Origin of the sequence: Acetobacter sp. AC2005 (assembly GCF_037901235.1) — a bacterium.
In the GTDB taxonomy this organism is placed as follows: domain Bacteria; phylum Pseudomonadota; class Alphaproteobacteria; order Acetobacterales; family Acetobacteraceae; genus Acetobacter; species Acetobacter oryzoeni.
The window spans coordinates 639,517-662,166 of record NZ_CP149625.1; the positions used below are offsets into that span (position 1 = coordinate 639,517).

The window sequence follows — 22,650 nt, forward strand, 5'->3', positions numbered from 1 at the left end:
CTTTTCCCCTATAGAGTGAAATTGACAGTCAGGAAAAATCCATGTCCGGCACGTTGCTGAGTCCGGCTGCCGCACCACGCCCAAACATGAAGGGAGGCACCAATCAGGCCTTCCGCATGTTCTTTATGGGTGTGGTGACGGCAGCCCTTGTTTTTGTAGGGTATAGTGTTCTGGCAGACCTGCGGTCTGCTGGTGAAAACGGCATGGCCATTGGGGCCTTTGCACTGCTGGCTCTGGCGCTTTTGATTGCGCTGGGCTTTGAATTTGTAAACGGCTTTCATGATACGGCAAACGCCGTGGCCACCGTTATTTACACCAACAGCCTGCCCCCGCTGGTGGCGGTTGTGTGGTCTGGCATGTGGAACCTTGCCGGCGTTCTGGTTTCATCCGGGGCGGTGGCTTATAGTGTTGTCACGCTTCTGCCGGTAGAGCTTATCCTGCAGGTTGGCAGCGGTGCCGGCCATGCCATGATTTTTGCCCTGCTGCTTTCCGCCATTATCTGGAACCTGGCCACTTGGGCCTTTGGTATTCCCAACAGCTCCTCCCACGCTCTGGTGGGTTCCATTCTGGGTGTTGGGTTTGCCAACCAGCTTATGTCTCCTGCCGGTAGCGCCCTGTATGGGGTGGACTGGTCTCAGGTGCGCAAGGTGTTTTCCGCCCTGCTGTTCTCCCCCGTTTGCGGCTTTGTGCTGGCAGCGGGCATGCTGATCCTGATGCGTCTGGTTATCCGCAACGCGGCCCTGTATCGCGCGCCAGAGGGTGATGCCCCGCCGCCGCTGTGGATCCGTGGTTTGCTGGTGGGCACCTGCACGGGTGTTTCCTTCTTCCACGGCAGTAACGATGGGCAGAAGGGCATGGGCCTTATCATGCTTATCCTTATTGGTGCGGCCCCCACGGCGTATGCGCTTAACCGCGCCATGCCAGATGACATGATGCCCGCCTTTGTGCAGACAGCACAGCAGGCCGCCCATGTGTTTGAAGTGCACGGCTCTGCCGCGCCAAGCCTGCCAAGTGCAGAAGAAGCCCGCGCACAGGTAACCGATGCGCTGCGCACCAAAACAGTGGCCCGCCCGGAAATCTATTCCGCCCTTGGCGTGCTGTCTGATGATATTGCACAGTCTGTTGGCAGCTATCATTCCCTGCAGGCCATTCCGGCTGCTGCTGTGCCAAACGTGCGCACAGACATGTATCTGGTGGCAGAAGCCGTGCGCAACATGGGCAAGGTTTCCGGCTTTACGGGTGATGAAAGTGCCGAGCTAAGCAAGTTTATGGGCCAGCTTAACGCAGGCACACGCTTTATTCCCACATGGGTTAAAATTGCCGTGGCGCTGGCTCTGGGCCTTGGCACCATGGTGGGCTGGAAGCGTATTGTGGTAACCGTTGGTGAAAAAATTGGCAAAACCCATCTGACCTACGCACAAGGTGCTGCGGCAGAACTGGTGGCCATGGGCACCATTGGCCTGGCAGAACGCTATGGCCTGCCGGTTTCCACCACGCACATTCTTTCCAGCGGTGTGGCTGGCACCATGGTTGCCGGTGGCGGTGGCCTGCAATGGGCTACCCTGCGCGCCATGGCCATGGCGTGGGTAACAACCCTGCCCGCCGCCATGCTGATCAGCGGCGTGCTCTACTTTATCTTCCGCCACATCTTCTAATAAATCAGAGCGGGGCACCCCAAAGTGCCCCGCTCTTTGCTTGAGGGCCTTGGATATGACAGATCAGGCAACAGATACTCTTCGCGCTGCAGAACATGAACGTGAGCGGATGCGCCAGGAAATTATTGATGACCTGGACGAAGAAATAGAACTGGAATTGCAGGAAGACGGGCTGGACGGCAGCATTTCTGAATCTGAAAATGCCTTCCGCCGTGAGTATTTTCGGGAACTGGTGCGCCTGCAAACCGAACTGGTGAAGTTGCAGGATTGGGTGCAGGCCACCGGCCAGCGCATTGTGGTGCTGTTTGAAGGGCGCGATGCCGCAGGCAAGGGCGGCGTGATCAAACGCATTACCCAGCGGCTGAACCCCCGCATCTGCCGCGTGGCCGCCCTGCCCGCCCCAACAGACCGTGAAAAAACGCAGTGGTATTTCCAGCGCTATGTGGCGCATCTACCTGCCGCGGGTGAGATCGTGCTGTTTGACCGCAGCTGGTATAACCGCGCCGGCGTGGAACACGTGATGGGCTTTTGCACGGATGAAGAATACGAAGAATTCTTCCGCTCTGTGCCGGAGTTTGAGCGCATGCTGGTGCGCAGCGGCATCAAGCTGGTGAAATACTGGTTCTCCATCACCGATGATGAGCAGGAAGCCCGCTTCCGCGCCCGTATGGAAGACCGGCTGAAGCAGTGGAAGCTCAGCCCCATGGACCTTGAAAGCCGCCGCCGGTGGGAAGCTTACACAAAGGCCAAGGAAACCATGCTGGAAAAATCCAGCATTGAGGAAGCCCCGTGGTGGGTTGTGCAGGCCGTGGACAAAAAGCGCGCGCGCCTGAACTGCATTAACCACCTGCTCTCTCTGGTGCCGTATAAACCTGTGCCCCGCCCAGAAGTGGTGCTGCCCCCGCGCGTGTATCACGCTGATTACGAACGCCAGCCCACACCAGACGCCATGATTGTGCCCGAAATCTACTAATCTGCGCGGGTAGGAACGTGTTGTGAGTTCACGGTTTTATGCAATCGTGAACTCACATGTTCCGACGCGGATTTCTCACACTTGAGGCAATTTCGGGTCATTTTGTAGAATTCAGTCATCCCACAGGAGCCCGATCTGGAATATTGACGATATTCTGCTTCTGGCGGCGGGTTCTGAACGCAGTGAGGGTGTCACGGCCTGAGAAGGCAGTGTTGGTGGAAGCTATGTGGTCTGTGCACTGTCTGTTTCTTCAGATGGCCTGCCGGAGCCTTCGCAATCGTGCATGAGCGAGGGCGAATTCGTGCTGACAGGGGAACATGTCCGGCATGAACAGGACAATCCGACGGACGCTGAGCGTTACACGTGTCGCGATTTTGAGCAGTCGTGCGCGTATGGTGCCACAGGTCGCCGTCTCCAGGCTGGTCTGGCCAAGGGCCAGTCTTTGCAGAGCGGTCAGCAGGACATAGGCTGCGGCCGAGAACCACAGCCGGAGCTGGTTGGCCCGGATGGTGTGGGACGAGGTCCTGTCTGAGAACAGATCCATCTGGCATTCCTTGATGCGGTTTTCCATATCCCCGCGTGCGCAGTAAATCTGTTCGTAGAGATGGCGGGGGTCGGACATTCCCTGCGGTAGCGTGGTGACAATAAAGCGATGATAGCGGTTGCCGTGGCGCCATTCGGCCTTGGCCACGACCCGCCTGCGGCGCGTCCAGCTGTCCTTTGTGATCCAGTCAAAGGAGGCGAAACCGCGCGCAGCTCTGCCTGTCGTGGCGGCTTCGTCACGAACCTCAGCGGACAAAGAGGCAATCCGGTCATACAGGCGGGTGTTGCCTGCAAGCCCGAACAGGAAGTCAACGTGGTTGTCTTCGCACCATGTCATCAGACTGTCCCGGGCGAAACCGCTGTCCCCACGCACCAGGATACGCACCCGGGGCCAGCGGTTCCTAATCTGCTCCACGATCCGGCTGATGTCTGCCAGTGCTTCCTTCCCCGGGTCCCGGTCTGCCGTGCGCAGGGTGGCGCTCAGGAGATGGTCTCCGCAGAAGATGTATAACGGCAGATAGCAGTTATGGCCGTAATACCCATGAAAGGCCCGGCCTTCCTGATGGCCATGGATACGGTCATCGGTGGCATCCACATCCAGAACGATCCGGGCGGGTGCGCGCTCATGCTGGTCCATGAAGAGCGTCACGAACAGGGTAGCCAGGGCCTCATGATCAGCAATGATGCGGCAGTAACGATCTGCCTTGTGGCCACTGCGCTCCAGCCGGTTCAGCGTGGATTTTCCTGCCAGTGCTGCGCAGTTTGCCCGGCCTCCTGACAGACGGCCCGAGGCCAGACCAAAGATCAGGTCATGCCGCAGGGCATCGTGATCATTGAGATCTTCATAGCCCAGTGCCAGGCCCATGATCCGCTGACGGACAAGGTCTTCAACCCGGTATTCCACAAAGCCGGGATGCCGCTTATCGCGAAAACAGGCAGCAAAGCGGCGGCTGAGACCCAGAATGTCATCAGCCTGCTTCACCAGAATGACGCCCCCATCCGAACTCATGCGACCCCCGTCAAAACGGGCCACAACACGCCGTCCACAGGAGGCTGGAAATTCATACGCGCCTGCGCTACACTCTGTCTGCATCGGGTTTTCTTATAGCTTACGAAAATTTCTTTTACACAAAATAGACTTTTTCATAATCTAACCCGATGTACAACCCTTCTGTGAGATTTCCGCGCCGAGCAGTTTTTCTTGCTTTTACAAAATAAAAACTCGTTTTTTCGTGAAAAAATGTGACTTTTCTTTGATGTTACAACAAATACAAACCGACATTTGAAAATAAATAAAAATAATAACAAGTAAAAATATATTCGTTTTTAATAAATACTTGTAAAATATAATTTAATTTCATTTATTAATGAAATATTTCCGTATTAACAAAAATATTTAAACCTAAAAAATATTAGTATAAACAATAGATAATTTTATATTAATCTTACTCAAAAGAAAATAATTACATAAAGCCTGTTTTACATAAATACTCTTTATTGTTTATTTTAAAATAACTTAAAATGCTTGCAGAATCCTGCCGTAAGCCTGTATGTTGTCAATTGTTTAACTTTTCGGGGTATTTTATGGCAACCGATACATGGACTGGCGCTGCCGGTGACAATAACTGGAATACCGCAAGCAACTGGTCCGGCGGTGTTCCAACATCAGATTCTGACGTGGTGATTAATACAAACACCACCCAGAATCAGACAATCAACATTCCATCTGCCATTGAAATCTCAAGCCTCACCATTACAGGTGACACAAACGTTGCGCTGAACAATTACACCGGTGATTCTTCACAACGTGTTGGCTTTACTGTTGATAACGATATCAGCATGGATAATTACAGCGGAACACTTCAGGTAAATTCGCTCTATCTGATGGCCTATGGCAATATGACCGGCGGCACCGTTGCCATTGATAACTCCACCGTTCAGCCATCTGGCACCTTTACGTCTGTTGCATCTTTCTGGCCAACCGCAAACAGTGATAACCCAAATTACCTTAATCTGACGGGATCACAGAAATCTGTTCCTTCCGTCATCAATTTTTCCAGCTATGACGCAATCACTTTCAACACCCGCCAATCCGATGATGGCAGCACTGCCATCAAGATCAAATGGGTTTCCTTGGGGGGTAACACCTACAAAGTTGTAAATGCGGCAAACCCGGATGATGTTCTGGTGGAGTCCCTCACCTTTGTGCAGAATGAATCCCCAGAGAAAATTGGCTATGATGGTGATACCGCAACCATCAACTGCTTCCTTGCTGGCTCCCTGATTGAAACGCCAGAAGGCCTGCGCAAGATTGAAGATATGCAGGTTGGTGATGCCGTTTGCATTTATGCAGATGGTAAAAAGAAAGTCAGCCACGTAACATGGGCAGGCCATGCCCCTGTGCAGGTCAATACCGCCTTAAAGCAGGATGAAGCCGGCTACCCCATCCGCATTATAGCCAATGCTCTGGCAGACAACGTGCCCAGCACAGACCTGCTGATTACGCCCGAACACTGCCTGTTCTTTGATGGCAAGTTTGTGCCCGCGCGCATGCTGGTAAATGGTGGTTCCATTTTCTATGATACCTCCATTACATCTTACGAATACTATCACATTGAAACCGCGCAGCATTCCATCATCAAGGCAAATGGTGTGCTCACAGAAAGCTATCTGGATACAGGCAACCGTGCTGCCTTCCAGCAGTCTGGCACAGTTGTAACCATTGGCCGCAGTGCCCCCGCAAAAAGCTGGGAGCACGATGCCGCAGCCCCTCTGTGCGTAGATCGCGCATTTGTGGAACCCCTGTTCCATGTGCTGAACTATCGCAAAAACAGCGTTGCCGGGTGCCACGCCACCCCCGCAGCCGTTGAAACAACCACAAACCCGGATCTGCATCTGGTTACGCAGTCTGGCGCCATTGTGCACCCCATGCGCTGCACCACGCACCATTACAGCTTTATGCTGCCGCCCAACACGCAATCTGTGCGCATTGTCTCCCGCGCCAGCCGCCCGGCAGATGTGATTGGCCCATTTGTGGATGACCGCCGTTACATGGGCGTTGCCATTGCAGACATTCAGCTTCTGTCTGCCGATGACAAGCATGCCATCACAGTCCATCTGCAAGCTGAAAAACCCGCTGGTTGGTACGCTACAGAACCCGCGGGCTGCGTATGGACAAATGGTGATGCCCTGCTGCCGCTAGATGGGTATCTAACCCACGGCAACATGGGCATGCTTTCCATGACCGTACAGGCCGGTGGCCCATATATTGTGGAAAACCATAAAGAGGCAGAAACACAGGCACACTCTGCCTGATTTTCTACCGTATTAAAGGGTATGCAGGCCCTTGGCGTAAGCTTGGGGCCGCCTGCTTTTAACGGGTGCCTTCGGCCATGTGCTAGTTCAACACGTGGCCATTTGCCACTTTGGCTACAAAGTCATTGCCAATCTGGGCCACGGCTTTTTCACTGGCCTGCACCATGGCGCGTTTAAGTGCGCCGCAGCTTCCGGCCACCGTGTTGCTGCCCTGCCCGGTAATGGGCACCACCTGCACGGGTTGGCCCTGTGCGTTCAACACCTGCACGGTGCCTTTAAGCGTGGTGTCCACCGTGTATTTGTTATCCCACATGCCGCCCTTAACGCTCACCTGCTCATCCGCCGTTTGCAGGGAAAGGGCCAGCGTATAACCGTGAGAAGGCGGGGTTTCCTGCTGCGCATGGGCAAAGCTGGAATGAATGGCCTGCTGCAACCGCTCTTCGGCAGAAGCGCCAAGGTCTGTGGTGTAATTTACGCCAAGGCTGCACGCTATTTGCGCGTTCTGCCTGGCAAAACCCGGAGCAAAACTATAGGCCACCGGCGTTTGCACCAAATGCTGTACCGGCAGATCCTGAATGGGAAAGGAGGCCTCGTTTAGCGCAATGCGAGAACTGCACGCCCCCAAAAGCAACGCCAAAGCCATCAGGCACGCACCGTTTTTACCGGCCATAACCAGACCTCCGTTTGAAGAAAACAAGAACGGAGGCAATACAAGCAGCGTTACCTGCAAATAAGAAATAGTTTTTTAGTGACCAGTTCTGTCCTATTTCTCTCTAAAACGTGAATCACGCGGTTGTTATACTTTACCTTGTTCTTAAATGTATTCATATCCCAAGCACCACATAACATTATGGGCAGGATGCCTAAAACAACATCCTGCCCAATAATGTTATGGCGTTATATGGTTAGGAAGAACACGCCACGCCAACTGCGGCTTCTTCCGTATTTGCCAGATACGGCCCGGCAGCACGGATATTGATAATCAGAAGCCCCATATTACGGTGCGCCAGATAATCTCCCAAAGGCAATACGGCATCACCTGTGGTCCATGCGCAATCTGTCCAATCCGTATCATGCCAGCCCATGGGTTTTTGGGCCTGCAAATGCGCCGTAATGTTATACTGCTGCTTGGCGGACAAAAGATGCACATCCGCCACGGCCACACCCATCTGGCGGCGATCATCTACAAATGGGCCAATCACATCCGCCGGGCGGCTGGCGCGGGAGACAATGCGCACAGATTGCGTATTGGCAGGCAGCATAAAGCTGTAACGCTGGCCTTCCTGCCGAACAGGGCGGATGGTGGCTCCTTTTTCCGTAACAAGGTGCAAATCCGGATTCATCACCAGTTTTACACTTTCAACAGGTTTTTGCGCGCCTGCCGCAATGTTGCAGCGTGCCTTCAGGGCATAGAACAGGGGTTCCACAAAAGCCCGATCCACACACAAAGGTGCTCCAGCATCCTTTACCCAGCTCTGCACTGCGTCACGCAGGCTAACAACTGTCCCTTCCTGCTGGAACGTGCGACGGTTACCCGTATCCAGATAGCTTTCTGTCAGCATACCATCCGCAGTAATAACGGAATGCTGTGCTGTTTCCACGTGGTAGTAATCGTAAGAGGTAATGGATTTATCATAAAAGATGGAAACGCCATTCACCAGCATACGCGCAGGCACAAACCTGCCATCAAAGAACAGGCTGTGTTCCGGTGTAATCAGCATATCCTTATAAGGCACGCCCTCCGCAATGGCATTTTTAAGAATGCGCACAGGGTATCCGGCCTCATCATCCGGCAGTTCAGCCCGCACCGTGGCATGGGCCTTGCCAACCCACACAACCGGGCGCGCAACATCCTTACCGGCCTGCCAATCAAAGGCCACAACCTCATCACCAATCCGAATGTCTTCCACCGCAGTATCACCATCTGGCGTGCGGATCATGCTGCCAGAAAGAAAGCAGACTTCATAATAAAAACCACCGTTGCCATCAGCAACAATCTTTTCCCCAATGCTATCTGCATTCGGAACATTCAGCTGGAAAACAACAGCATTGCCTTCTGCATTCGTGCCAGAAAAACTGATGCCAGAAGACGTTGTGGTTACGCTTGTAACGGTTTTGAGATCTACAAGATCAATCCGGCCACCATTTTTCAGCCCGTCAATGCTATTGGTAGGCATGGTATCACCGCTGATGGTCAGCAGGGAGCTGCTGCCAGCCAGCAGAATATCACCTGAACCTGCAGAGCCATTCAGAACCAGTTGCCCACCATTGCTAATGGTGGTTGCACCTACCAGCTTGCTGGCGCTATCAACATTTATGACGCCGCCGCTTTCAACCATGGATGCGCTGAGCACACCACCGCTGACAACATTGGTGGAACCACTCCCCAAAACCGTTGCACTGATCACTGTGCCGGCCACGTTCTTCATGACACCGCCAGACACGGTTACACCCGTGGCCGTGCCACCATCCTGCACATTAAACTGCCCTGCACTTACCTGAGTGTCGGTAACAGACCCACCCAGCACATTCAGCTGCGCCTGCGCACCTGCAACAGAGTTGCCCGCGCCCGTAGCGCCTGCGTTAACATTGATATAGCCTGCAGAAGCTATAGAACTTTCTACCGATGCCCCTTTCAGAACATTCAGGCTTCCGCCCTCTATTGTGATGCTGGATGCCGTGCCGCCCGCACTGATATTGGCGTAATCCTGCGTGCGGTTGGCCGAATCTGTGTTGGCAAGGGTGCCGCTGCCATAAAGCGTGCTGTCTTTAAACACACCATCTTGGCCAACAAATACGGTGCCACCACTTACTGTTGCATTTTCCAGCGTGCCGCCAGAAACATAAGCGCGGCCAACTGCCGTGCCGCTGCTGCCATCTTTAACACCATTGGCCGTGCCGCCGCTGCTCACCCACAGTTCACCACCAGACATGATGCTGTTTGTAAGCGTGCCACCCAAGGCATTAAGCTGCCCACCTTCAAAAACGGTATTGCCCGTGCCTGTAGCGCCTGTGCTAACATTGATATAGCCGGAAGAGGCGTGGGAGTTTTCTACCAACCCACCTTTTTGAACATTCAGGCTGCCCCCCATGGTGGTAATACCATTGGCCGTGCCGCCATTTTCAATATTTACATAGTTCTGTGTTCGGTTGGCGGTTGCTGTATTGCTGTATTGCTGTAATTACCGCTGCCGTAAATATTGGTGTTTGCAATCAGGCCGCCGTTACCAATTTCGGCCGTACCACCGTTAATGCTGCCATTCGTCAGTTCACCACCGCTGCTGGCATAGGCCAATGCGTAATTGCTGATTGTGTAGTTTTCAACAACCGCAGAGCCGCCATTCCCATTTGTACTAATTGTGGCAAAAGAAGCAGATCCACCATAATAACCGGCAGAACCTAGCGCCGCAACATGGTTAACTGTGCCGCCAGAGCCAATATCCAGCTTACCGCCACCATTCACCTGCGCATTATTGACAGAATTACCAAGGTAATTTCCCCATCTATAGCTGCCTTTATTGTTGTCATAAACTTGGTCCGTAACACCATTACTTACAACAATGTTATTTGTACTTGACACGGATATAACCACTTTCAATTCTTAAAATATCAAGATCACCACTTTCATCAGAAAAAATATTTTCTGGTGGAGTGTTTTGTTCAATTATTTAATATAAAACTAACATTCTTCCCATACGTAAATTAACTCCAGCGGTAATTTATTGGTTTTATTAATTACCAAAGTTATTGGGTTCTTTATTATCTTTTGGGGGGTATTTTATTAGTAATTTCTTAACTATAATAAATAAAATAGAATGTATGCTTCTTTTTTTATAAGTATATGTGATGCATTTTCAGTATTATAAAATATATTTCAAAAAAAGCCATAAAGCCGCCGTTACCACACAGCGGCGCATACAAACCCCTTAAAACCCGCAGGAAACACGCCCCCCAATAAAGCGTGGCTCACCGGGCACATAAAAATACGTGGTGGTGGCCATGCCGCCGCTTTCTGCATAGCGTTTATCCAGAATATTGCGGGCGTAAAGCGTGGCCTCCCACTTGCCAGAAGGCGGGCGGAACGTCACATGCGCGCCCAGCAAAAAGTACGATGGCAGGCGCTGATACCCCGTGCCACCCACCACAATGGCCTGGCTGCCCCGGTATTGCCAATCCGGCCCAAAATCCAGCCGATACCCCTTGCCCAAAGGCTGCCGCCACATGGCCTCACCATTCAGGGTAAGTTTGGGGGAGCCATTATCCACCCCGGCAAAGTTGCGCTCTATCGCGTTCCATGTGCCGTGCTTGGCGTAATAGGCGTTGGTGGCGGTGCGATCCACGTTGGGGAAGTTCTGAAAATCCCCGCGCTGCCAGCCAATGTTTTGCATAATGTGCAGGCGGCTTATGGGGTTGGCCTCCAGCGTGGCCTCAAAACCCCAGCTTTCAGATTTGGGGGCGTTTGTAATCTCGCTTAACGGGCCGTAATCGGGAATCAGCACCGTGCCCACAACCTGCTGGTTATGGTAATCATTATAAAACGCCGCACCGTTAATGCGCAGGCGGTTGGGTATGGGGTCTGATTTAAAGCCCAGCTCGTATGTCAGCACCGTTTCGGGGTGGAAGGGGTCTAGCTGCGCCTGCACCTGCGTGTTGTTGGCCGTAAAGCCGCCGGGCTTAAAGCCCTTGCTCATTTTATAATACAGCATGGCATTGGGCACGAACTGCCATGAAACACCTACCTGCCCCGCAAACTGGTTGGAGGCCGTGCTTTCTGCGTGGAAGTTGTGCGTGGCCCCGCCAAATATCTGCGATGTCAGGCCCGTAATGCTGCGGTCATCCAGCTCGTGCAAAAGCCCCGCCCAGATGGTGACGTTATGCGGCAGCCGGTAGCTAACATGCCCGAATTCCGAAACGCTTTGCTGGTTCTGCCCGAAGGAGGTGGACATCATGTAGCCGCGCGCGGCGTAATCCGTGTAGTTGAAAAAGAAGCGCTGGTTCATCTGGCTGCGCTGATAATAGCCACCCACAACCCAGTTCAGCCGCCCACCAAGGGCAGAACCGTTTAACCGCGCTTCCTGCGTAAACACGTTGCCATCTATGGTGCGGTAGGTATCGGCCTCCTGCCGTGCTGTGCCGTCCTGATCTGTGTATTCGCCGCGCCGTTCGGTTTCAAACGCGCTAACGGATGTAAACGTTACCGGCCCGAAATCGTGCACAATATGCACATCCGCGCCCCAATACTGGTTGTGCTCACTGGGTTTTAACCCATCACGCCGGCCGATCAGCTTGTCGAATGTGGAATTGGAAGACCACTGCGCATCTGTGCCCATGCCGTAATCGGGCAGCGGGGTGGAACCGATAATGCGGTGCACGGCCTGCGGGGTTACAACCTCGCTGTTGTCCTGCACAAAATGGCCGCCAAGCTGGATGGTGGTTTTATCATCCGGCCGCCAGCGCAGCTTGCCGCGCAGGGCCCATAAATCGGCATCGCCTAAATGATCACCATTTTCGGGGTCTCGCTGCCAGCCGCCGCCTTGGCGTGTTTGCCCCGCCAGCCGAAAATCCAGCCCCTTGGCCAACGGGCCAGAAACATAGGCCTCGCTCCGGCTGCGGGCGTAGGAGGCAATATCCTGCGATGCCCCAAAATGCCACGTATCTGTTGGATCTGCCGTGCGCAAATGCACTTCCCCACCCGTGGTGGACTGGCCGTGCTCCGTGCCCACCGGGCCGGGGGTTACGCTGGCGCTGGCCAGATCAAACATCATGCCGTCTGTCATGGCGGCGTAGGGGTAGGCTACATCGTCCACATAGGTCAGCACGGTGGGCATGTTGTTCTGGGTGAAGTCATTAAACCCGGAGCCACGCAGGTAAAAGTTGGTGGAGGCCGTGCCGTTAATGCTCTGCATGGTTAAGTTGGGGGCCACGTGCTCCAGCCCGCGCAGGGTGGTGATATCACGGTTGCGCAGCAGCTCCGCCGTAAGGTGCGTGGTGGCATCTGGCTCGTGCTGGGCGGGTTGAAACATGTAATCATACCGGTGGGCGTTCACCTGCACAGATGTGCTGCTGCGGGCTTCCACCGCTTTGGGCGGGCCTGCATGGTGGGCGGTATGCGCACCTGCATTATGCCGCCCATGGGCATGGGGGGGCTGGTGCTCTGCCACATCGGGTTGGGCGGCCTGCGCCATAATGGGCCACAGGCCCAGCGCCATAAGCCCGGCACAGCGCAAAACGCGGCGCGCCCGCTGCGCCGCAAAACGCCTGCACTGGTGTGGCCCCAGCCCCATGGCAACACGCTGCCTGTTTCTTGATCGGCCAGAAATAACGCCATACCCCTTGCTTTTGTGCACCTGCGGGCCGCCGCATAACGTGCAACGCATAACATATATGTGTGTTTCAGCCCCCTAATGCGGGGGATGCCTGCAAGATGCAAGCACACATACAGGGCTGGCAAAAAAAATTCATTCCCTTACGGTCAGCCCATGCTTGCCTGCACCGCACGGGGTAGGCAGCCCTCCGTGGCGGAGGTAAGGTGGGGTGAAATATTCTTTTGTTTCCGAACACTCAGGTGGGTGGGCCTGCCCCGCACACCTGCCCCAAAAGAAAGAAAGCGGAGACTTCATTTGTCCAAACTCCTCTCCCGTTCCTCCCTGCGTGGCGCATTGTTGCTTTCTGTTGCCCTTGTTGGCGCCACCACCGGCGCTTCTGCCCCGGCACATGCCGCACCATCCGCCCCCACAGCGCAGCCAGCCCCTGCCAGCTTTGGCCCGTGGGGTGTGGACCTGGAAGGACGGGACCTGAGCGTAAAACCAGGGAACGACTTTTTCCGCTACGCCAACGGCACCTATCTGGACCACCTGCAAATTCCCGCAGACATGACAAGCTATGGCCCCTTCAACGCGCTGGCCGAGCTTTCCCGCACACGGGTGCAGAGTATTTTGAATGATCTTTCCGCCCATCCGGTGGAAAACCCGCGCAGCATTGAAGAAAAGCTGGGCACATTTTACGCCTCCTATATGGATGAGGCCGCGGTAGAAAGCCTTGGCACCCGCCCGCTCAAGGAAGATCTGGACGCCATTCGCGCCATCAAAACGCCGTCTGATCTGGCAGCCCTTACGGGCTCCTGCCCCGGTAACTTCCAGTTCTCGCCGTTCTCTCTGGGTATCAACCCAGATGCCAAGGACCCCACGCGCTATGCGCTTAATCTGGATCAGGCCGGGCTGGGCCTGCCAGACCGCGATTATTACCTGAAGCCGGAATTTGCCAGCAAGAAAAAGGCCTATCAGGCTTATGTGGAAAAGGCGCTCACACTGGCAGACTGGCCAGAACCCGCAAAAGCCGCCACAGCTATTGTAACGTTTGAAACACGCCTGGCCAAAGCCCACTGGGCGCGTGAAACCCTGCGAGACCCGCAAAAAACCTACAACCCGATGACGGTGGCTGATCTGGCCAAAAACGCGCCGGGGTTTGAATGGTCCATCTGGCTTTCCGCCGCGGGCCTGCCCGAACAGGGGCTGGACAAGCGCGTGCTGGTTGTGGGCGAACCCTCCGCCATTACGGAAGAAGCCCGCGTGGTGGCCGATACGGATATGGATACGCTGCGCGCATGGTTGGCCGCGCATCTGGTAGAAAACGCCACATCCTACCTGCCAGACCGGTTTGAGCAGGCGCGCTTTGCGCTTACCAAATCCCTTACCGGCCAGCCTTCCCTGCCCGCACGGTGGAAGCGCGGCGTACAGGCCACCAGCTCCGCCATGGGCATGGCGCTGGGCAAGGTGTATGTGCAGCGTTACTTCCCGCCAGAAAACCGCACCACCATGCAAAAGCTGACCACGGACTTAAAAGATGCCTTCCGTGTGCGCCTGCGCAACAATACGTGGATGAGCCCCGCCACCAAGCAGGCCGCGCTGCGCAAGCTTGAAAACTTTGAAATTCAGGTAGGCTACCCCAACAAATGGCGCGATTATGCCAGCCTTGAAGTGCACAAGGGCGATGTGTACGGCAATGCCCGCAACGGCGTGGCGTATGAATGGCGCTACTGGCTGGCACGGCTGGACCAACCCGTGGACCGTGATGAATGGGACATGACACCCCAAACCGTGAACGCCTATAACAACCCGCTGTTTGATCAGGTTGTGTTCCCGGCCGCCATTCTGCAACCGCCGTTCTTTAACCCCAAGGCGGATATGGCCGTAAACTACGGGGCCATTGGCGGCGTGATCGGCCATGAAATGACCCACTCTTTTGATGATGAAGGCCGCCAGTTTGATGAACACGGCCGCCTGCATGACTGGTGGACAAAGGAAGATGCCGCCCGGTTCCAGAAACTGGCAGACCGGCTTGGCGCGCAGTTTGATGCGTTTGAGGTGCTGCCCGGCGTGCACGTAAACGGCAAGCTGACAATGGGTGAAAACATTGCAGATCTGGGCGGGCTCACACTGGCGCTGGATGCGTATCATGCCTCGCTCAAAGGCAAACCCGCGCCAGAGCTGGATGGCCTGACGGGAGACCAGCGCGTGTTCCTTGGCTGGGCACAGGTGTGGCGTGAAAAACTGCGCGAAGAAACCATCCGCCGTCTGGTGGTGACAGACCCGCACTCCCCACCGCAGGCACGTGTAAACATGCCCATGCACAACATTGATGCGTGGTACGAGGCATGGAAGGTGCAGCCCACAGATAAGCTCTACCTTGCGCCAGATCAGCGCGTAAAAATCTGGTAACGCCTCATACCTCCCCCACACCGTATGGCCCCTGCCCCGGCATGGGCCTGCGGTGTGGCAAACTTCATGCAAACTTCCTCTGGCACCACAGCAGCAGCCATGACACAATACGCACCACACTGGCATGGGGCCGGTATGCGTAAACCCTGCGGAACAGGTGGAGAATAACGGGCGGGTCATGATCGACAGGTTCAGTTCTTCCCGCCATCCTGCCAGACAGGAACCCCGGCTGCTGCCCGATAACGGCACCAGTGCAGCGGAAAACACCGCCAGCCCCCGCACATCCCAACCCGATACGGAAGATGTGCGCGCACGCCTTTTTCCCGCTGCACCTGTGCCGCGCACGCGGGGCGTGAATGTTAGGGGCACCTCCACCCCGCTTATCCGCAAGGAAATATACGCAGACCCGACATTGGGGCCCGTGCTTACGGCCTCTTTTCTAGCGCATGTGCTGTTGCTGGCCGCCCTGCTGTATCAGGCCACGCACCATAAGCCCCAGGGCTCCCCCGATGCCGCGCAGCAGGCCGCCGGGGTGGAAATGGTGTTCTCTCAACCGCAGGCCTCCAGCGGCATGGTGGGCGCGCAATCCCCCGATGCAGGGGGCGGGAACGAGGCCAAGCACGCCGCCCAAACCAGTAACGAACCCCCAACCCCGGCAGATGCCGAGCCCACGCCCACACCCCCGACAGAGGAGGCACCCTCCGCCCCTATTCTGCCGCCATCTGATGATGGGCTGCCCAAGCCGGTGGAAAACAAGACAGAAACCAAGCCATCGCACCCGGTTACGGGCCACAAGCCCAAGGCGCCGCAGCCTGCGCGGCCAACACCGCACGCCAAACCCACGCCCCGGCCCAGCCACCACAAGCCATCTCCGCTGGACCACCCCATGGATATGTCCTTTAACGAGGCCCCGGCCCCGCGCCGCAAGCAGCGTGGCCGCCCCGGTGGATCCAGCGCCCCGATTGACCTTTCCATTGGCCCGATGGTGGAAAATGGTGAGCTGAACGCCCACTACGCATCACGCACCACAGTGCATGGTGTGAGCAGTGATTACGCGGCGGAAATTGATGAATGGATCCAGCGCCACCTGTATTATCCGCCAGATGCGGCAGAACGGGGGGATGAAGGCCCATCATCCGTGCATGTTATTCTGGACCGCACGGGGCATGTGTTCAAAGTGTTCCTTACCAGCGGGTCTGGATCTTCCGATCTGGATTCCGCAACAATAGGTATGTTCCACGGGGCGCAACTGCCGCCCGTGCCGCCGGATATGAAAGACAAGTTCATCAACTTTGATGTAACGGTCAACTACATGCTTATCCGCAACTAACGCGGCCCACAAAAAACGGAGCACCGGCGTGCACTTTGGTAGCCGATACCCCGTTTTTTTATGTGCAAAGCAGGGTTTTTTCAAACCACCCTACTTTTACACCTTGGCTTCAGGCACTTTTGGCAAGCTGTTCTTCTGGCGCATCAGATACCAGATAAGGGCCTGCCGCCAGCACCTGCATGCTTAGCATCCGTATGCCAGATGTTGGGCGCGCGTTCAGATCCAGCGTGGCGTTGCCGTTTGTCCAGCAGGCAGTGCTGTTCTGTTCCAGCGCGTACCAGCCGGGCAGTTCCTGATTTTGCAAATGTGCTGAAACCTCAACAACATTTCGGGCATCACGCAAGGTTATGCGCCCCACGGCCACACCCAGTTGGCGGCGATCATCTACAAACGGGCCTTCTACATCACACGGGCGGCTGGTGCGGGAGACAATCTGCACGCTTTGCACATTGGCAGGCAGCATAAAGGTGTAATGCCCATCCTGCATTTTTATGGCCCGGATACGCTTGCCCGTGTTGGTGTGCAGGCAGATATCGGGGTTGGCGAGCAACTCACGCTGCGCAACCTGTGCAGATGTGCGCCCTTTTGCCATGTGCCTGTTTGCAATTTTTTCAAACAGAGGCTGCACAAACTCTTTTTGCGTGCACAAAGGGGCTGCGGCATCTACAGACCAATTGCGCGCTTTGCCGCCAATGCTGGCTATTACCACGCCAGTGCTGCGGAAGCTGGCACGGTTGCCCGTATCCAGATAGCTTTCGCTCAGCATACCATCAGCCATGATAACGGCATGTTCGGACGTTTCTACATGGTAATAGGTGTAGGATGTAAATGTGCGATCATAAAAAATGCTGCTGCCATTTACCAACATACGCACCGGCACAAAGCGGCCATCAAAATACAGGCAGTGTTCGGGCGTTACCAGCATATCCTTGTAGGGCACGCCCTCTGCAATGGCATCCTTTACAATGCGCACGGGGTATCCGGCCTCATCATCCGGCAGGCTGGGGTTTACTTTTGCCTGTGCGTGGCCAGCCCATACAATTTCTGTGGGTTCTGCCGCACCGTTTTTATACGCCAGCACGGTATCACCCACGCGCAAGTCTTCCACCGCTACATCCCCTTTGGGGGTGCGGATCATGCTGCCAGCCAGATAGCAGATAAGAATGCCGCCTGTGCCATCCGGGTTGGAAGAGTCTGTCCATGTTGTAATACCCCACGAACTCAGCCCAAACGGATTGCCAGATATCTTGATACTTGGGCCAAACGACACATCAAACCCCAAAATATCCAGATCCAGCCCCACGATAGTGGTGTTGGTGCCCGCATCATAATAGCCGTAGATGGTTTGGGAATCGGGAAAATCCACCGTGAAATTAGCGGGAACAGTGTCCGTTGTTTTGCCGTTTGAATCAACAAACGTCACCACGTTGGAAAGCACACCCACGCCAATGCCAGAGCTATCCACTTTAATGTTGCCGCCTTCTGGCCCAACGTTGATGGAGCTGAGCACGTTGGCGGAAATAACGCTCCCTGCCAGTTCCAGCGTGTCACCATCTACCGTAATGTTTTTAATAGCCCCAACAGAGGCCAGGCCACCACCAGCTATAACCGTGGCACCATTTTCCACCACAATGCTGCTGAGCGCCTGCACATCGGCCAGATCACTCAGGTTCACCACCACGGGGTCTCCCGCCGGGGTGTTGGCATCCCGCGTTACCAGAATGTTGCCGGTTAGGTTAAGATTGAGCAGATCCTCAACCGAGTAATCTATTACCCTATCAAATATTAGATTGATGGCCATGGCGCGTGAAACCCTTACTGGATAAATACAACCGTCGTTAACCATTTATTAAGTATTAACGGGCGGTGACCTCATTTTTATTTTGATTCTATTTATAAATAGTAAACGTTTTAAAAAAATTTACGCCAGTGTTATGAAAATGCCACACACACGCAGGCACACCGCCACCCGCGCTACGCTCAAGGCAGGTTTGATCACGAAAAACTGAAGCTGCATCCCGCCATGTTTACGGGCTATCCTACGGGCAATGCTTTCGTGCAGGGCGGCTTCTTCCCTGCAAGTCAGAACATAAGGCTCCTGCCAGAAGGAACAGTACTGCATGCCCCGTTCAGAGAATTCGCAAATCCCCACAGATATCCCCACCATCCGCGTGGTGGCCATGCCCACAGACACCAACCCGGCGGGAGACGTGTTTGGCGGGTGGATTGTTTCTCAGATGGATCTTGCAGCCGGCACCACTGCGGCTTTTCGGGCTAATGGGCGGTGCGCCACCATTGCCATTAACAGCCTTGTTTTTATGGAACCCGTGGTGGTGGGGGATGAGGTCAGCATTTACACCCGCATTATCCGCTCGGGCCGCACATCACTTACCATTCATGTTGAAACATGGCGCCGCGCCCGCCACACGCATCTGACATCCAAGGTGACGGAAGGCGAATTTATTTTTGTGGCGCTGGATGAAAACCGCCGCCCCCGCCAGTTGCCGCCCCCGCAGCCGGGTGATGAACTGCCAGAAATTGTGCCCCCCACAGCAGGCTAAACACCACGCGGCACCTTTATAAGCCCCTGCCGCGTTATGCCCCGGCAGCCAGAGCACACCTTGGGTGTTATCTGGCTTGTTTGGGTTTTTTCAGCTTTTCACGCCAAGGCCGGATGGTTTAGAAATCCGGCCATCAGGTTTTTTCATGCCTTGGCTCTGGCGCAAACCGGGCCTGCACGGCATATAAACCACGCATACGCGCAAAAAAGGCAGGAAAGGGAGGCCCGGGCTTATGAAACACTGGCAGATCGACCAACTGCCTTGGGATCAGTTTGATCCCTCTAAAGTAGATCCGCAACTGGTGCCTGCCATCAAGGCGGCCTCGGTAGTGGAACGCAACAGCGTGGATTACGCGCTGTACCTGAACAACGTGTTCCGTGATGACCCGGACTTTAGAGAAGCCGCAGACCACTGGGCCATAGAAGAAGTACAGCACGGTGATGCCCTGGGCCGCTGGGCCATGCTGGCAGACCCCACGTGGGATTACCACGCCGCCTTCCAGCGTTACCGCGATTTTTACCAGATTCCGCTGGAAGTGGAGCAATCTGTCCGCGGTTCCCGCACGGGGGAGCTGATTGCCCGATGTATGGTGGAAACAGGCACCTCCTCCTTTTATTCCGCGCTGGCCGATGCCACGGAAGAACCAGTGCTGAAGGCCCTGTGCAAGCAGATTGCGGCGGATGAGTTCCGCCACTTCAAACTGTTTTATGACCACATGAACCGCTACCTGAAGCGCGAAAACATTGGCACGCTGCAACGCGCACGCATTGCCCTTGGCCGCGTAACGGAAAGCGAGGATGATGAGCTGGCATCCGCCTACTACACCACGAACGACCCCGCAAACATACCGTATGACCACACGCGCTGCATTGCAGCGTATATGTCCCGCGCCATGAAGAACTATCAGCCCCAGCACCTGCGGCGCGTCACCAACATGGTGTTCAAGACCATTGGCGTTAACCCGCACGGCAAATGGCAGAGCGCTGTGTTCTGGATTGCGGAAAAACTGTTTTTTAGCCGCCAGCGCAAGTTTGCGCGCATTGCGGGCATAAGCTAGCGGCCCTTCTCCTTCACATTATGGCGGCGTAAGCTCTCCTCCGTCAAAACAGACGGAGATTTACATCTGATGTTTACGCATATTGTCGTGGGCAGTAACGATATTGCCCGCTCCAAAAAATTCTACGATGCCATTTTTGAAGCCATGGATATTCCCCCTTCAGAAATTCACCCCAATGGCCGTCTGGTTTATGCCAAGCAGGGCCAGCGTTTTGTGGTTACCAAGCCGCTGGATGGCAAACCCGCCACCCCGGCCAACGGTGGCACCATCGGGCTGGAAGCTGCCTCCCCCGCCATGGCCGATGCATGGCACAAGGCAGGTGTTGCCAATGGCGGACAGGCCATTGAAAACCCGCCCGGCGTGCGCCAGACCGGCGTAGGCCCGCTCTATCTGGCCTATCTGCGGGACCCGGACGGCAACAAGCTGTGCATTGGCTGCAAGGTTCCGGCCTAAGCCCTAACAGATTGCGCTTAACCTTGGCGGAACTTTCTTTTTCCGCTGGGGCTTAAATAAAAAAAGCTGCGTTCCCTTTTGCGGGCCGCAGCTTTTTTTTGTGCCTGATTCTGCTTGCCGCAAACAAGCGCTACACTTCTTCTTCCGTGTTGGTCTGCGCCACCAGAATGGCGTGGGAGTTCATGCGCGATGCCAGCATGTGCCCCACAGCCACCGCCCCAACAGAAAGCGTAACAGACAGCACCACATTCACCAGCGCACGGCCCCAGCCCCCAACGCGAATGAGGTCCAGCGTTTGCAGGCTGAAGGAGGAAAACGTGGTGTATCCACCGCATATGCCCAGCATGACAAACAGCCGCGTGGTTTCCGATACCGGATACCGGCCAGATGCCAGCGTAAGCGTGCCAAAAAAGCCGATTACAAAGGAGCCCACCATGTTCACACCAATAATGGTGCCCCACGGAATATACCGGCTGATAGGCGCTGTAAGAACAGAAACAAAATAGCGCGCCAACGTGCCCAGCGCGCCCCCGAGCATAACGATCAGGCAGGAATAGAAAGACATAAAGGAAACCTTACTCCGCCATTGTGCGATCCACCGCCAAACCGGCAGAGGCCTGGCAGGTGGGCATCATTTCCACATGGTTGATGTTCACATGTGCAGGCAGGCTTAAAACCCATGCCACCGTCTGGGCAATATCTTCGGGCAAAAGCGGGTGCGTGCCTTTGTAAACATCCTCGGCCTTGGTGGCATCTCCCAGCCGCACCTGGCTGAACTCACTGCCGCCACACAGGCCGGGGGCAATGGTGGTGGCGCGCACCTGCTTGCCCAGCAGATCGCTGCGCAAATTGCGCATGAACTGATCAACAAACGCCTTGGAAGCCCCATACACGTTGGAACCGGGGTACGGATACGTGCCCGCCGTGCTGCCAAGGGCCACAACATGCCCCCAGTTACGCGCCACCATGCCGGGCAGCAGCGCGCGCGTAATTTCCACCATGCCGGTTACGTTGGTGGCTATCATGCGCTGCCAGTCTTGCAGGTTGGTTTCCCACGCTTTTTCCAGCCCCAGCGCCAGCCCGGCGTTGTTTACCAGCACGTCCACCTCCTGCCAGCCTGCGGGCAGGCTTTGCGGCAGGGCGGCAAGAGCGGGGGCGTCTGTCATATCCAGCTTAAACGGCAAAATCTCGCCCTTGGCTTGGGCGGCCAGTTCCTCCAGCCTTTCCTGCCTGCGGCCTGTGGCAATAACGCGGTAGCCCTGCTGGGCCAAAAGCAGCGCAATGGCATGCCCAAATCCGGCGGTGGCACCCGTTACCAAAACTGTTTGTGGTTGCTTGCGTGTCATACCCATAGCCCTTTTTTGTGCATGAAACGGGGCGAGCCCCAAAGCAGGAAAGCCGCAGCAATGGGCGTGCGCCATGCTTCCCGCAGTGTTTGCAACTGTAGGGCAAGGCGGGGCAAGTTTCAAAGCGCCATCCTGCGGGGTGGGTTTTAAGGGGGCGTAGGCGTGCTCAGCTTGGCTTCGGCATCCTGCAAGATCTGGCGTTCCGGGGTGTGCAGCATGTCTGCCAAGGTGCGGCTATCCAGCACCGCCATAAACGCATCCAGCGCCTCACCCAACGCGCCGCGCAAATGGCACGCGCGGGAGAGCAGACATTCCGTGCTGCCCGGCGCGCCGGGGGAAGGTGACATGCAGCTTACCAGCGCCATATCATCTTCCGTATGGCGCACCACATCGCCAATACGAATATCCTGCGGCGCACGGCCCAGCATCAGCCCACCGCCCCTGCCGCGCAGCGTATCTATAAACCCGCCCCGGCCCAGATGATGAATGATCTTGACCAGATGGTTTTCTGAAATGCCATACACCCGCGCAATCTCCTTAATGGAAACGCGGCGGTTGGTGTGCACGGCCAGATAAAGCAACGTGCGCAGGGCATAATCTGTGTGCAGTGTCAGACGCATGAGGCCTTTTACACCATGATGGGCTGGTATGCCCATTCATCTCTTTAAGATGCCTTAAAAACACATCTTAAATCAGACCT

At 55.4% G+C, this 22,650-nt stretch carries 18 protein-coding genes; 8 read left to right on the forward strand and 10 right to left on the reverse strand.

The window, feature by feature from the left end; all coding sequences use genetic code 11:
• Window positions 1–41 precede the first annotated feature (41 nt).
• Entirely contained in the window at window positions 42–1,655 is a 1,614-nt protein-coding gene (locus tag QQM41_RS02985) for an inorganic phosphate transporter (protein ID WP_003622408.1), read from the forward strand.
• 55 nt (window positions 1,656–1,710) lie between these two features.
• Entirely contained in the window at window positions 1,711–2,628 is a 918-nt protein-coding gene (gene ppk2 / locus QQM41_RS02990) for a polyphosphate kinase 2 (protein ID WP_012812584.1), read from the forward strand.
• 250 nt (window positions 2,629–2,878) lie between these two features.
• Here ppk2 and QQM41_RS02995 read toward each other — a convergent pair whose 3' ends face one another.
• Entirely contained in the window at window positions 2,879–4,264 is a 1,386-nt protein-coding gene (locus QQM41_RS02995; protein ID WP_012812583.1) for an IS1380-like element IS1380A family transposase, read from the reverse strand.
• Between the two features lie 491 nt (window positions 4,265–4,755).
• On the opposite strand from QQM41_RS02995, the gene QQM41_RS03000 reads away from it, so the two are divergent.
• On the forward strand, window positions 4,756–6,486 hold the full coding sequence (locus tag QQM41_RS03000) for a Hint domain-containing protein (protein WP_339077652.1): 1,731 nt from the start codon (window positions 4,756–4,758) through the stop codon (window positions 6,484–6,486).
• An 82-nt stretch (window positions 6,487–6,568) separates the two neighbouring features.
• Here QQM41_RS03000 and QQM41_RS03005 read toward each other — a convergent pair whose 3' ends face one another.
• From QQM41_RS03005 to QQM41_RS03020, 4 genes are all read right to left on the reverse strand, one after another.
• On the reverse strand, window positions 6,569–7,156 hold the full coding sequence (locus tag QQM41_RS03005; protein ID WP_339077653.1) for a hypothetical protein: 588 nt from the start codon (window positions 7,154–7,156) through the stop codon (window positions 6,569–6,571).
• Between the two features lie 235 nt (window positions 7,157–7,391).
• Window positions 7,392–9,578 (reverse strand): Hint domain-containing protein, encoded by a 2,187-nt coding sequence (locus QQM41_RS03010; protein WP_339077654.1) that lies wholly within the window; start codon window positions 9,576–9,578, stop codon window positions 7,392–7,394.
• Window positions 9,579–9,616: 38 nt separating this feature from the next.
• Window positions 9,617–10,066: a hypothetical protein gene (locus QQM41_RS03015; protein WP_339077655.1), complete on the reverse strand. Its 450-nt coding sequence runs from the start codon at window positions 10,064–10,066 to the stop codon at window positions 9,617–9,619.
• A 346-nt stretch (window positions 10,067–10,412) separates the two neighbouring features.
• The gene (locus tag QQM41_RS03020) at window positions 10,413–12,863 is read right to left on the reverse strand and encodes a TonB-dependent receptor (RefSeq protein WP_339077656.1); all 2,451 of its coding nucleotides are present in this window, start codon (window positions 12,861–12,863) and stop codon (window positions 10,413–10,415) included.
• 138 nt (window positions 12,864–13,001) lie between these two features.
• On the opposite strand from QQM41_RS03020, the gene QQM41_RS03025 reads away from it, so the two are divergent.
• Together QQM41_RS03025 and QQM41_RS03030 are read left to right on the forward strand one after the other, a co-directional pair.
• Window positions 13,002–15,203 carry a M13 family metallopeptidase gene (locus QQM41_RS03025; RefSeq protein WP_339077657.1) on the forward strand — a complete coding sequence of 734 codons (2,202 nt, stop codon included), beginning with the start codon at window positions 13,002–13,004 and terminating at the stop codon, window positions 15,201–15,203.
• Between the two features lie 124 nt (window positions 15,204–15,327).
• Window positions 15,328–16,533 (forward strand): energy transducer TonB, encoded by a 1,206-nt coding sequence (locus tag QQM41_RS03030; RefSeq protein ID WP_339077658.1) that lies wholly within the window; start codon window positions 15,328–15,330, stop codon window positions 16,531–16,533.
• A 109-nt stretch (window positions 16,534–16,642) separates the two neighbouring features.
• Here the strand turns inward: QQM41_RS03030 and QQM41_RS03035 are convergent, their stop codons facing one another.
• Complete coding sequence (locus QQM41_RS03035) at window positions 16,643–18,334, reverse strand: Hint domain-containing protein (protein ID WP_339077659.1); 1,692 nt, start codon at window positions 18,332–18,334, stop codon at window positions 16,643–16,645.
• A gap of 120 nt (window positions 18,335–18,454) precedes the next feature.
• On the reverse strand, window positions 18,455–18,655 hold the full coding sequence (locus tag QQM41_RS03040) for a hypothetical protein (protein WP_050819346.1): 201 nt from the start codon (window positions 18,653–18,655) through the stop codon (window positions 18,455–18,457).
• Here QQM41_RS03040 and QQM41_RS03045 point away from each other — a divergent pair.
• The 3 genes from QQM41_RS03045 (at window position 18,654) to QQM41_RS03055 (ending at window position 20,604) form a co-directional block, all read left to right on the forward strand.
• The gene (locus QQM41_RS03045; RefSeq protein WP_019089870.1) at window positions 18,654–19,094 is read left to right on the forward strand and encodes an acyl-CoA thioesterase; all 441 of its coding nucleotides are present in this window, start codon (window positions 18,654–18,656) and stop codon (window positions 19,092–19,094) included. The two genes, QQM41_RS03040 and QQM41_RS03045, sit on opposite strands and share 2 nt — an antisense overlap.
• A gap of 232 nt (window positions 19,095–19,326) precedes the next feature.
• Entirely contained in the window at window positions 19,327–20,151 is an 825-nt protein-coding gene (locus QQM41_RS03050; RefSeq protein ID WP_050819345.1) for a ferritin-like domain-containing protein, read from the forward strand.
• A 69-nt stretch (window positions 20,152–20,220) separates the two neighbouring features.
• A complete protein-coding gene (locus QQM41_RS03055) occupies window positions 20,221–20,604 on the forward strand; it encodes a VOC family protein (protein ID WP_003627013.1) in 384 nt (127 codons plus the stop codon).
• Window positions 20,605–20,734: 130 nt separating this feature from the next.
• On the opposite strand, the gene crcB is transcribed toward QQM41_RS03055, so the two are convergent.
• The 3 genes from crcB to QQM41_RS03070 all read right to left on the reverse strand — a co-directional run bounded on the left by crcB (window position 20,735) and on the right by QQM41_RS03070 (window position 22,606).
• Window positions 20,735–21,169 (reverse strand): fluoride efflux transporter CrcB, encoded by a 435-nt coding sequence (gene crcB, locus QQM41_RS03060; RefSeq protein ID WP_003627014.1) that lies wholly within the window; start codon window positions 21,167–21,169, stop codon window positions 20,735–20,737.
• Window positions 21,170–21,179: 10 nt separating this feature from the next.
• Complete coding sequence (locus tag QQM41_RS03065) at window positions 21,180–21,956, reverse strand: SDR family NAD(P)-dependent oxidoreductase (protein WP_339078141.1); 777 nt, start codon at window positions 21,954–21,956, stop codon at window positions 21,180–21,182.
• Between the two features lie 140 nt (window positions 21,957–22,096).
• On the reverse strand, window positions 22,097–22,606 hold the full coding sequence (locus tag QQM41_RS03070) for an Rrf2 family transcriptional regulator (RefSeq protein WP_339077660.1): 510 nt from the start codon (window positions 22,604–22,606) through the stop codon (window positions 22,097–22,099).
• Between the last annotated feature and the right edge of the window lie 44 nt (window positions 22,607–22,650).